This is a genomic window from Phenylobacterium sp. (genome assembly GCF_030651755.1).
Taxonomy (GTDB): Bacteria; Pseudomonadota; Alphaproteobacteria; order Caulobacterales; family Caulobacteraceae; genus Phenylobacterium.
On the sequence record NZ_JAUSBZ010000045.1, the window covers coordinates 58,575 to 69,061 of the forward strand.

The 10,487-nt window shown below is 69.5% G+C and carries 9 protein-coding genes; 7 read left to right on the forward strand and 2 right to left on the reverse strand.

Annotated elements, in window-relative coordinates; translation table 11 throughout:
* Positions 1–43: 43 nt before the first annotated feature.
* Both Q7V15_RS04270 and ubiB read left to right on the forward strand, forming a co-directional pair.
* Positions 44–802 (forward strand): class I SAM-dependent methyltransferase, encoded by a 759-nt coding sequence (locus Q7V15_RS04270; RefSeq protein ID WP_304754033.1) that lies wholly within the window; start codon positions 44–46, stop codon positions 800–802.
* Position 803: 1 nt separating this feature from the next.
* On the forward strand, positions 804–2,306 hold the full coding sequence (gene ubiB, locus Q7V15_RS04275) for a 2-polyprenylphenol 6-hydroxylase (protein ID WP_304754034.1): 1,503 nt from the start codon (positions 804–806) through the stop codon (positions 2,304–2,306).
* A 75-nt stretch (positions 2,307–2,381) separates the two neighbouring features.
* Here ubiB and Q7V15_RS04280 read toward each other — a convergent pair whose 3' ends face one another.
* Positions 2,382–2,882, reverse strand: coding sequence for a hypothetical protein (locus Q7V15_RS04280; protein ID WP_370689764.1), 501 nt, complete (start codon positions 2,880–2,882; stop codon positions 2,382–2,384).
* A 124-nt stretch (positions 2,883–3,006) separates the two neighbouring features.
* On the opposite strand from Q7V15_RS04280, the gene coaBC reads away from it, so the two are divergent.
* Both coaBC and dut read left to right on the forward strand, forming a co-directional pair.
* Positions 3,007–4,203 carry a bifunctional phosphopantothenoylcysteine decarboxylase/phosphopantothenate--cysteine ligase CoaBC gene (coaBC, locus tag Q7V15_RS04285; protein ID WP_304754036.1) on the forward strand — a complete coding sequence of 399 codons (1,197 nt, stop codon included), beginning with the start codon at positions 3,007–3,009 and terminating at the stop codon, positions 4,201–4,203.
* Positions 4,200–4,655 (forward strand): dUTP diphosphatase, encoded by a 456-nt coding sequence (gene dut / locus Q7V15_RS04290; protein ID WP_304754038.1) that lies wholly within the window; start codon positions 4,200–4,202, stop codon positions 4,653–4,655. The genes coaBC and dut overlap by 4 nt, the downstream gene beginning before the upstream one ends.
* 4 nt (positions 4,656–4,659) lie before the next feature.
* Here dut and zwf read toward each other — a convergent pair whose 3' ends face one another.
* The gene (gene zwf, locus Q7V15_RS04295) at positions 4,660–6,129 is read right to left on the reverse strand and encodes a glucose-6-phosphate dehydrogenase (protein ID WP_304754052.1); all 1,470 of its coding nucleotides are present in this window, start codon (positions 6,127–6,129) and stop codon (positions 4,660–4,662) included.
* Positions 6,130–6,310: 181 nt separating this feature from the next.
* On the opposite strand from zwf, the gene otsB reads away from it, so the two are divergent.
* The 3 genes from otsB to ligD all read left to right on the forward strand — a co-directional run.
* Entirely contained in the window at positions 6,311–7,060 is a 750-nt protein-coding gene (gene otsB / locus Q7V15_RS04300; RefSeq protein WP_370689765.1) for a trehalose-phosphatase, read from the forward strand.
* A complete protein-coding gene (locus Q7V15_RS04305; protein WP_304754040.1) occupies positions 7,057–8,460 on the forward strand; it encodes a trehalose-6-phosphate synthase in 1,404 nt (467 codons plus the stop codon). The genes otsB and Q7V15_RS04305 overlap by 4 nt, the downstream gene beginning before the upstream one ends.
* Positions 8,461–8,474: 14 nt before the next feature.
* Positions 8,475–10,487 (forward strand): DNA ligase D (gene ligD, locus Q7V15_RS04310; protein ID WP_304754041.1); only part of this gene is annotated, 2,013 nt, incomplete at its 3' end.

Consider the following 10,487-nt stretch of genomic DNA (forward strand, 5'->3'; position numbering starts at 1 on the left):
CTTGCGCTGGCGCGGGCGGCTCAGGGAGGTTATGAGGCGAGCCATGACCGGACCTGCCGCCACCTTCGGCTTTCGCGACGTTGCGGCCGACGAGAAGCCGCGCCTGGTGCGCGGGGTCTTCGACCGCGTCGCCCGCCGCTATGACCTGATGAACGACCTGATGAGCGGTGGCGTCCACCGCCTCTGGAAGGACGCCGTCGCCGCCCGACTGAACCCCCAGCCGGGGGAGGTGATCATCGACTGCGCCGGCGGCACCGGCGACATGGCCCGGCGCTTCGCGAAGATGGCCAGGCGCGCCCAGGAGCGACGGGGCGGCCCTGACGCCACCATCCTGCTGATGGACTACAACGCCGAGATGATCACGGCGGGCCGGGAAAAGGGCTCCGAGCCGGAGATCTGCTGGAACGTGGGCGATGCTCAAGCCCTGCCGCTGCCGGACGCCTGCGCCGACGCCTATGTGATCTCGTTCGGCATCCGCAACGTCACCGACATTCCCGCCGCCCTGCGCGAGGCCAGGCGGGTGCTGAAGCCCGGCGGCCGGTTCCTGTGTCTGGAGTTCTCCAAGCCGGTCACCGAACCTCTGCAGAAGGCCTATGACGCCTATTCCTTCAAGGTCATCCCCGCCGTGGGCGAGCTGGTGGCCAAGGACCGGGACTCCTACCAGTACCTGGTGGAGAGCATCCGCCGCTTCCCCGACCAGCAAAGCTTCGCCCAGATGATGCGCGAGGCCGGCTTCTCTCGGGTGAGCTACACCAACTTCACCGCCGGGGTGGCGGCCCTTCACCAGGGCTGGGCCATCTGACATGGCGCGACCCGCCGCCTATGGCCGGCTCTTGGCCGCCGCCTGGACCCTGGCCCGTCACGACGCCCTGCTGCCTGCCGAGCTCGAGACCCTCTATCCGCCGCCGATCCGGGACTTGGGACGGACCTTGCGTCTCCTGGCCGGAAAGCAGGCGCGGATCGGCCGCCCCGGGGAGCGGCTCGCCCGGGCCCTGGTGCAGCTGGGGCCGGTGGCCATCAAGGTGGGGCAGCTCATGTCCACCCGGGCCGACATCTTCGGCGCCCCATTCGCTGAAGACCTGTCTCGGCTGAAGGACCGGCTGCCGCCCTTCCCCGCCGAGATCGCCCGGGCCCAGGTGGAGGCCGCCCTGGGCGCGCCCCTGGAGACCCTGTTCACCGAGTTCGGCGAGGCGGTGGCGGCGGCGTCGCTGGCCCAGGCCCATGACGCGCGCCTGCGGGACGGCCGTCGGGTGGCGGTCAAGGTGCTGCGGCCCCATATCGCCGTGCGGGTGGCCCAGGACTCCGCAGCGCTGGCCCAGGCCGCCCGTCTGGTGGACCGATATGTGCCGGCCGCCCGCCGGCTGGAACCCCGGGCCTTCGCCCAGACCGTGATCCGCGCCACCGAGCTGGAGCTTGATCTTCGCCTGGAGGCGGCCGGCTGCGACGAGCTGGGCGAGGTGATGGCCCGGGATGGCTACATGTCCGCCCCGCCCGTGATCTGGGAAGGGGTCGGCAAACAGGTCCTGACCCTGGAATGGGCGCCCGGCGCCCCCCTGTCTGATCCCGCCGCCCTCGAGCTGGCCGGCCTCGACCGGCCCCAGCTGGCGATCAACCTGCTGCGCGCCTTCCTGTCCCAGGCCCTCGACCATGGGGTGTTCCACGCCGACCTGCATGAGGGGAACCTGTTCGTCGAGGCGCCGGCCAAGATCACGGCGGTGGACTACGGCATTGTCGGCCGCCTCGGCCCCGACGAGCGCCGCTACCTGGCCGAGATCCTCTGGGGCTTTCTCGATCGGGACTATCTGCGCGTGGCCGATGTGCATTTCCGCGCCGGCTATGTTCCCGCCCACCACGACCGGGCGGCCTTCGCCCAGGCCCTGCGGGCGGTGGGCGAGCCGGTGTTTGGCCGCTCAGCCAGTCAGGTCTCCATGAGCCGGGTGCTGATCCAGCTCTTCGAGATCACCGCCCTGTTCGACATGCGCCTGCGCCCCGAACTGGTGCTGTTGCAGAAGACCATGATGACGGTGGAGGGCGTGGCCCGCCGCATCGATCCCGACCACGACATCTGGGCCGCCGCCGACCCCGTCGTGCGCCGCTGGATCGCTCGGGAGCTGGCGCCCCCGGCCCAGGCCAAGCGGCTGGTTCAGGAGAGCCTGGATATCCTGCAGGGCCTCAAGCGCCGGCTGCAGGACCCCGAGCCGTCCGTAGCCGTGATGACGGCGCCGGAGCGGGACTCAGGCTGGCTCTGGTTCTTTCTCGGCGCCCTGACCGCGGGCGGCGCCTTCCTGCTCGGCGCCCTGGCCTGAGGCTCTGAACTTTAAGTCTTGAGCGCGTTTCGTCCCGATAACCGGTTCCCACTGATCGGAACGCGCGCCCGGTCCTCAGTCGTCGCCCCGCCCAGCCTCGCGAGCCTTCTGCTCTCGCCAATAGGCGGCCCCATTGTCGGGCTTGAACATGGTCCGCGGCGCGCCGGCCGCCGTCGCCACGGCGAAGATGTTGCCGGTGGGGTCATAAATCAGGGTGTCCCCATTGCCCCGCTTGATCGTCTCGGCCCCGGCGGGCGGATTGTTGACGAAGGCGTGGGCCTTGCGGACGAAGTCGTTCAGGTCCGTGGCCCCGAAGGCCTCGCCATTGCGAGCAAAGGCGCGCTCGGCGTTTTCCTGGGCGGAATAGCGTTGGGTCTCCGACCACAGGGGCCGGCCGTCCACCTTGGGGACCGGCGCCCGGGCCGTGTTGCTGGACGTGGCCGGCGCCGTGGCCGCCGCATCCTGGGCCACCTCGCCAGCGCTGGGCGCCGGCGCCACCGCCGAAGGCCCGTTGTCACAGGCGCCAAGAACGAAAAGACTGACGGACGCCGCGAGCGCCCCCACTGACCGCATCATCACCGTGTTTCTCCCCACAGCTCAGCCTCAGGCTGTAATAGAACGAACAAAGAACAGATGCGCGGGTTTGTCCAGAGCCCAGTTGCGGCTATAGCGTTGCCCGTGTGCGAAAGGGCCTCTGACCTTGGCGGATAAGCGAGTTCTCCTCATCGTGGGCGGCGGCGTGGCCGCCTATAAGGCCCTGGAGCTGACCCGCCTGTTGCGCAAGGCCGGGGTCGGCGTGCGGCCGATCCTCACCCCCGCTGGCGCCCAGTTTGTCACGCCCCTGTCCCTGGCGGCTCTGGCCGAGGACAAGGTCTATTCCGAGCTCTTCTCCCTGACCGACGAAGCCGAGATGGGCCATATCCAGCTGTCCCGCTCGGCCGACCTGGTGGTCGTGGTCCCTTCCACCGCCGATCTGATGGCCAAGGCCGCCCATGGCCTGGCGGGCGACCTGGCCTCGACCACCCTGCTGGCCACCGACAAGCCGGTGCTGATGGCCCCGGCCATGAATGTGCGCATGTGGGAACACCCCGCCACAAAGCGGAACCTGGCGACCCTGAAGGCTGACGGCGTCGCCTTTGTCGGCCCCGATGAAGGCGCCATGGCCTGTGGCGAATATGGTCCTGGCCGGATGGCCGAGCCCGCGGTCATCTTCGAGGCGATCATGGGGATGCTGCGCGGAACGACGCCTCGCCCCCTGGCCGGCCGCCGCGCCATCGTCACCGCCGGTCCCACCGCCGAGCCCATCGACCCCGTGCGCTATCTGACCAACCGCTCCAGCGGCAAGCAGGGCTATGCGATCGCAGAGGCCCTGGCGGCCCTGGGCTGCGAGGTCACCCTGGTCTCAGGTCCCACGGCCCTGGCCGCGCCGGCCGGGGTCACCCGGGTGCAGGTGGAGACGGCCCGCGACATGCTGGCCGCCTGCCAGGCCGCCCTGCCCGCCGACCTCGCCGTCTGCGTCGCCGCCGTCGCCGACTGGCGCCCGGCGGATGAGGGCGCGGTGAAGATCAAGAAGACCGGAGACGCCCCGCCCGCCCTGCGGCTGGTGGAGAACCCCGACATCCTGGCGACCCTTTCGGCGCCAGGCCCGGCCCGGCCCCGGCTGGTGGTCGGCTTCGCCGCCGAGACCAATGATGTGGAGGCCTACGCCCAGGCCAAGCTGGCCCGGAAGGGCTGCGACTGGATCGTGGCCAATGATGTCAGCGTCGACGGCGTCATGGGCGGCGACGACAACACCGTCTCCATCGTCAGCGCCACGGGCGTCGAGCGCTGGGACAAGACGGCCAAATCCGAGGTGGCGACCAGGCTCGCCCAGCGCATGGCGGAGGCCCTGGCATGACCCCGAAGATCAAGATCATCCGCCTGCCCCACAACACCGACCTGCCCCTGCCAGCCTATGAGACCGCGCTGGCCGCCGGCATGGACCTGCGCGCCGCCGTACCCGAGGACGCGCCCGTCGTGCTGCGCCCCATGGAGCGGGCCATGGTCCCCACCGGCCTGGCCATGGCCCTCCCGCCCGGCTTCGAGGGCCAGGTGCGCCCGCGCTCAGGGCTGGCGGCCAAGTTTGGCGTCACCTGCCTCAATTCGCCCGGCACGGTGGACGCCGACTATCGGGGCGAGATGAAGGTGATCCTGGTGAACCTCGGCGAGGAGGACTTCATCATCCGCCGGGGCGACCGCATCGCCCAACTGGTGATCGCCCCCGTGATCCAGGCCGCCTGGGACGAGACCGACGCGCTGGACGAAACCGCCCGCGGCGCCGGCGGCTTCGGCTCCACCGGCGCGAGCTGAAGTCTCAGTCGTACCAGGCCCGGCCGGCCCGCTCGATCAGGGCGAAGGCGCCCGCAGGCCCCCAGCTTCCGGCGGCATAGGGCTTGGGCGCCATGCCGGCTTCGGCCCAGGCCTCGGCCACGCCGTCCACCCAGCGCCAGGCCTGCTCCACCTCGTCGCGGCGGACGAACAGCGCGCTGTTGCCCAGGATCACGTCTAGGATCAGGCGCTCATAGGCGATCCGCCGTCGCGCATTGGGCCCCGAATAGGCCCGCAGCAGGGACAGAGACAGCGGCAGGGACTGCAGCCGCATGCCGCCCTGGGAAATGCCCGGGGCCTTGTTCATCAGCAGGAGTTCGATGTCCTCGTCCGGCTGCAGGTCGATCACCAGCCGGTTGGCCACCAGGTCGCCCTCGGCCTGGCCGCCGAAGATCGAGTGGGGCACGCCCTTGAACTGGATGGCGATCTGGGTCCGCCGCTCAGGCAGGCGCTTGCCGGTGCGCAGGAAGAACGGCACCCCAGCCCAGCGCCAGTTATCGATGTCCACCCTCAGGGCGACGAAGGTCTCCGTCGCGCTCTCCTGGCCGCGCTCGTCTTCGTAGGCGGCGGCTGACTGGCCCTGGGCGACGCCGGCGACATACTGACCCCGCACGCTGGTCTGGGCCACGTCCTGGCGGGTGAAGGGGCGCAGGGAACGCAGCACCTTGACCTTCTCGTTGCGCAGGGACTCGGCCTCCATGTCCGAGGGCGGCTCCATGGCCACCAGACAGAGCAGCTGCAGCACATGGTTCTGCACCATGTCGCGCAGGGCGCCGTGCTCGTCATAATAGGGCCAGCGGTCGCCCACGCCTTCGGTCTCGGCCACGGTGATCTGCACGTGGTCGATGGTCAGGTTGTTCCACAGGGGCTCGAACAGGGTGTTGGCGAACCGCAGGGCGATCAGGTTCTGCACCGTCTCCTTGCCCAGATAGTGGTCGATGCGGAAGACCTGCTCCTCCTCGAACACCTGGGCCAAGGCCCCATTGATCCCCCGGGAGCTCTCCAGGTCGTGGCCGATGGGCTTTTCCAGCACGATCCGACTCTGCGGCGTGATCAGGCCGGCGCCGGCCAGGGCCTCGCAGACCCCCACATAGAGGCTGGGCGACAGGGCCAGGTAGAAGATCGGCGCCTTGGCCTCACCCAGGGCCTCGGCGATGACGGCCAGGCGATCAGCCTTGGTGGCGTCCACCGCCCGATAGTCCAGCCGCCCCGCGAAGCGCGCCCAGACCGCGTCGTCCAGGGCCTGAGGGCTGGCCCGCTCGGTCACCGCGCCGCGCACCATGGTCTCGAAGTCGTCCCGGCTGATCTCGGCCCGGGCGGCGGCCACGATCCTGAACCCGTCGGGCAGGAAGCCGTCGGCGTCGAGAAAGTAGAGGGAGGGGAACAGCATCCTCAGGGCGAGGTCCCCGGCGCCTCCGAACAGGACGATCGCATCGGCTTGAGGCGCCTTGGGCATGGAAACACCTTCCTGGGCTGGAAATCGGTCGGGGGCGGTGGAGATCAGCGCCACTTAGCCTTAACTCCATTTAGGCAACGTCAAGGCCATGGCCCGGTTCGCCGCGAACCGCCAAGACGTCTGAAAAAGGAGCCAACACCGCCGGGGAGCGTTCTGCGCCCAAGGGGGCGGATTCCACAACATGACGATGATCGAACAGACACTTGCGGCGCAGGCGCCGCCGGCCCTGGACCTGGGCCGATCCGCCTTGTTTCTGGACCTCGACGGCACCCTGGCCCCCATTGTGGCGCGGCCCCAGGATGTCGGCCCTGAGCCCCGCCGCACCGCCATCCTGGAAGAGCTGGTCCGCCGCATGGAGGGCCGGGTGGCGATCCTGTCGGGCCGCACCCTGGCCGAGATCGATCACATTCTCGATGGCGCCATCCGTCCCGTGGCCGCCGTCCATGGCCTGGATCGCCGCGAGCCCGACGGCGCCCACAGCCCGCCCGAGCCCCATCCCGATCTTCCGGAGGTGGCCGACGCCTTTCATGCGCTGGCCGCCGCCGCCCCAGGCCTGCTGGTGGAAACCAAGGGGCTCAGCGTCGCCCTGCACTATCGCCAGGCCCCTGACCAGGAGGCGGTCGTCCGCGCCCTGGCCGGAGACTGGGCCGCCCGCACGGGGCTGAAGATGCAGCCCGGACACATGGTGGTCGAGCTGCGCACCCCTGGCCCGGACAAGGGGGATTCACTGGTCACCTTCATGGAGGCCCCGCCCTTCCGCGGGGCGATCCCGGTCTTTGTGGGCGACGATCAGACTGACGAACCGGCCTTCGCTGCGGCCCGCCGACTGGGCGGCGCCGGCGTGCTCGTGGGGCAGATACGGAACAGTGCGGCGACCCATCGGTTGGAAGATGTGAATGCTGTGCTGGACTGGCTGGAGGCCGCCCTATGAGTCGTCTGATCGTCGTTTCCAACCGGGTTAATCCGCCGGGCGGCAAGGGCGAGGAAAGTGTCGGCGGCCTGGCCATGGCCCTGGCGGCGGCTCTGCGGGAATATTCCGGCATCTGGTTTGGCTGGAGCGGGCGGACCACGCCCCTGTTCACCGGTCAGCTGGCCATGCGCCGGATCGAAGGCGTCACCGTGGCCACCGTCGATCTCGAGGAGAGCGACTACGAGGAATATTACAACGGCTACGCCAACAAGACCCTGTGGCCGCTGTTCCACTACCGGGTGGATCTGACCGCCTATGACCGCACCTTCGACGAGGGCTATCAGCGGGTGAACCGCCGCTTCGCCGAGACCCTGCGGCCGCTGATCGAGCCGGACGACCTGATCTGGGTCCACGACTACCACCTGATCCCCATGGCCCGGGAGCTGCGGCGGCTGGGGGTGAAGAACAGGATCGGCTTCTTCCTGCATATCCCCTGGCCCGCCCACCAGCTGATGGTCACCCTGCCCAGCCACAAGGCCCTGGTGGAAGCCCTGTTCGATTATGACCTGGTCGGCTTCCAGACCCCGGAATATGTCACCGCGTTTGAGGAATATGTCCTGGCCGAGGCCGGCGGCGAGGTCCTGGCGCCTGACCGGCTGAAGGCCTTTGGCCGCACGGTGCAGACCGGCGCCTTCCCCATCGGGGTGGATGCGACAGACTTCGCCGAGATGGTCGCCTCGGACCGCGCCCGACTGACCCATGACCGGATGGCCGCCCATACGGTGTTTCGCAAGTTGATCGTCGGCGTCGACCGGCTGGACTATTCCAAGGGGCTGGAGGAGCGCTTCCTCGGCTTCGAGCGGTTCCTGGCCGACAATCCGGACCTGCGCCGGGAGGTGCTGATGGTGCAGGTGGCCCCGGTGAGCCGTGAGTCGGTGAACTCCTATCAGGAGATCCGCGGCCGCCTGGACGCCCTGTCGGGCCGCATCAATGGGGAGCATGCCGACCTGGACTGGAACCCCCTGCGGTGCGTCAACCGCAACTTCCGCCGTGACGATCTGGCGGGGCTCTATCGGGCGGCCAAGGTGGGGCTGGTCACCCCCCTGCGGGACGGGATGAACCTGGTGGCCAAGGAATATGTCGCCGCCCAGGACCCGGCCGATCCTGGGGTGCTGATCCTGTCGCGGTTCGCCGGCGCGGCCAACCAGCTGCCTGCGGCCCTGATCGTCAATCCCAACAGCCCCGAAGAGATTTCCGAGGCGCTGAAGCGCGCCCTGACCATGCCGCGGGCGGAGCGAATCGAGCGTTGGCGCGCTTTGTTCGACAATGTTCAGGGCGAGGATGTCGGCGCCTGGCGAGACGCCTATGTCCGCGCCCTGGCCGGCGAGGACGCGGTCCAGGAGGCGGCCCTGGCGAGCTGACGGGAGGATGAGCGGTGGCGGAGAAACTGGCGCGCTACCAGGAGATGCGCGACTTCGCCAAGACGGCAGAGCCGTCCGGCGCAGATGGCGTGACCCCCTCAAAACGGCTGCGCTTTGTCATTCAGAAACACGCCGCCACCCGTCTGCACTACGACTTTCGCCTGGAGCTGGACGGGGTGTTCAAGTCCTGGGCGGTGACGCGGGGGCCGTCCCGCGATCCCGCCGACAAGCGCCTGGCCGTGGCCACCGAGGACCACCCCTTAGGCTATGGCGACTTCGAAGGGACCATTCCCAAGGGGGAGTATGGCGGGGGCTCGGTCATGCTGTGGGACCGGGGCTATTGGGCGCCGGAGCCGGGTTTTGATCCCGAAGAGGCCCTGAAAAAAGGCGAGCTGAAATTCGTGCTGGAGGGCGAACGGCTGCATGGTGGCTGGGTGCTGGTGCGGATGAAGCGCGACCGCACCGGCGGCAAGCGGGAGAACTGGCTGCTGATCAAGCATCGGGACGCGGCCGCCGTCGAGGGCGACGACCTGCTGGAGACGACCGACACCTCGGTCGCCTCGGGCCGGGCCATGGACGCCATCACAGCCGGCGCCGGTAAGGGTCCCAAGCCCTTCATGCGCGGCAAGGCCAAGGCCGTCGCAGCGGCCGACGATGTCTGGGAGACCCGGCCCAAGGGTGCGGTTGCGAAGCCGGCCAAGACTCCGGCGAAGGCGAAGGCGAAGGCCCAGACGCAGGCGAAAACCGCCGCCCTGCCGGGCTTCATCGAGCCCCAGCTCTGCAAGTCGGTGGACCGGCCGCCGAAGGGGGCGGGATGGGCCCATGAGATCAAGTTCGACGGCTACCGCCTGCAGCTGAGGGTCAAGGACGGCAAGGCCGCCTTGAAGACCCGCAAGGGCCTGGACTGGACCGGGAAGTTCCAGGCCATCGCCGACCATGCGAGCCCCCTGCCCGACGGGATCTATGACGGAGAGGCCGTGGCCCTGGACGACACCGGCGCTCCGGACTTCCCCGCCCTGCAGGCCGCCCTGGCCGACGGCGAGAGCGAGGACCTGATCTTCTTCGCCTTCGACGCCATCTTTCTGGAGGGGGAAGATCTGCGCGACCTGCCCCTGCGGGAGCGCAAGTCCAGGCTCAAGGCTGTGCTGGACCGCCACGCCAAGGCCCTGGCCGGGCAGATCCGCTATGTGGAGCACTTCGAGACCGCCGGCGACGCCGTGCTGCAGTCGGCCTGCCGCCTGTCCCTGGAGGGGGTGATCTCCAAGCGCATGGATGGCCCCTATCGCTCGGGCCGCAGCCAGGACTGGACCAAGTCCAAGTGCCGGGCGGGCCATGAGGTGGTGATCGGCGGCTGGACCGGGGCCAAGGGTCAGCTGCGCTCCCTGCTGGTGGGGGTCCATCGCGGCGACCACCTGGTCTATGTGGGCCGGGTGGGCACCGGCTTTGGCGCCGCGGTGGTGGGGCGTGTCCTGCCGAAGCTTGAGGCCCAGGCCGCCGACAGGAGCCCGTTCAGCGGGCCCGGCGCCCCGCGCAAGGTGGGCGACATCAACTGGGCGCACCCGGAGCTGGTGGCCGAGATCGAGTTCGCCGGCTGGACCGGCGAGGGCATGGTCCGCCAGGGCTCATTCAAGGGCCTACGCGCCGACAAGCCCGCCGCCGAGGTGGAGGCCGAAAAGCCCGCCCCGGTGGAAGAGGTTGAACTCGCCCAGCCCAATCCCGCCGCCGCCAAGCCCGCCGGCAAGGGGCGCCCCGCCGGCGCCGTGGTGATCATGGGGGTGACCCTCTCAAGCCCCGACAAGGCGCTGTGGCCCTGGTCGGCCGACACCGACGCCCCGGTGACCAAGGCTGATCTCGCGCGCTATTTCGAGGCCGTCGGTCCCTGGATGATCGATCACATCCGCGGCCGGCCCTGCTCGGTGATCCGCGCGCCCGACGGTATCGGCGGCCAGACCTTTTTCCAGCGCCATGCGGGCAAGGGCGCTTCGCACCTGATCGAGCAGGTGGATGTGGCCGGCGACAAGCAGCCC

Coding starts and splice junctions, on each gene's coding strand:
- dut (WP_304754038.1), top strand. CDS start 4,200: ATGACCCCGAAGATCAAGATCATCCGCCTGCCCCACAACACCGACCTG.
- zwf (WP_304754052.1), bottom strand. CDS start 6,129: ATGCCCAAGGCGCCTCAAGCCGATGCGATCGTCCTGTTCGGAGGCGCC.
- Q7V15_RS04305 (WP_304754040.1), top strand. CDS start 7,057: ATGAGTCGTCTGATCGTCGTTTCCAACCGGGTTAATCCGCCGGGCGGC.
- Q7V15_RS04270 (WP_304754033.1), top strand. CDS start 44: ATGACCGGACCTGCCGCCACCTTCGGCTTTCGCGACGTTGCGGCCGAC.
- Q7V15_RS04280 (WP_370689764.1), bottom strand. CDS start 2,882: ATGATGCGGTCAGTGGGGGCGCTCGCGGCGTCCGTCAGTCTTTTCGTT.
- ubiB (WP_304754034.1), top strand. CDS start 804: ATGGCGCGACCCGCCGCCTATGGCCGGCTCTTGGCCGCCGCCTGGACC.
- otsB (WP_370689765.1), top strand. CDS start 6,311: ATGACGATGATCGAACAGACACTTGCGGCGCAGGCGCCGCCGGCCCTG.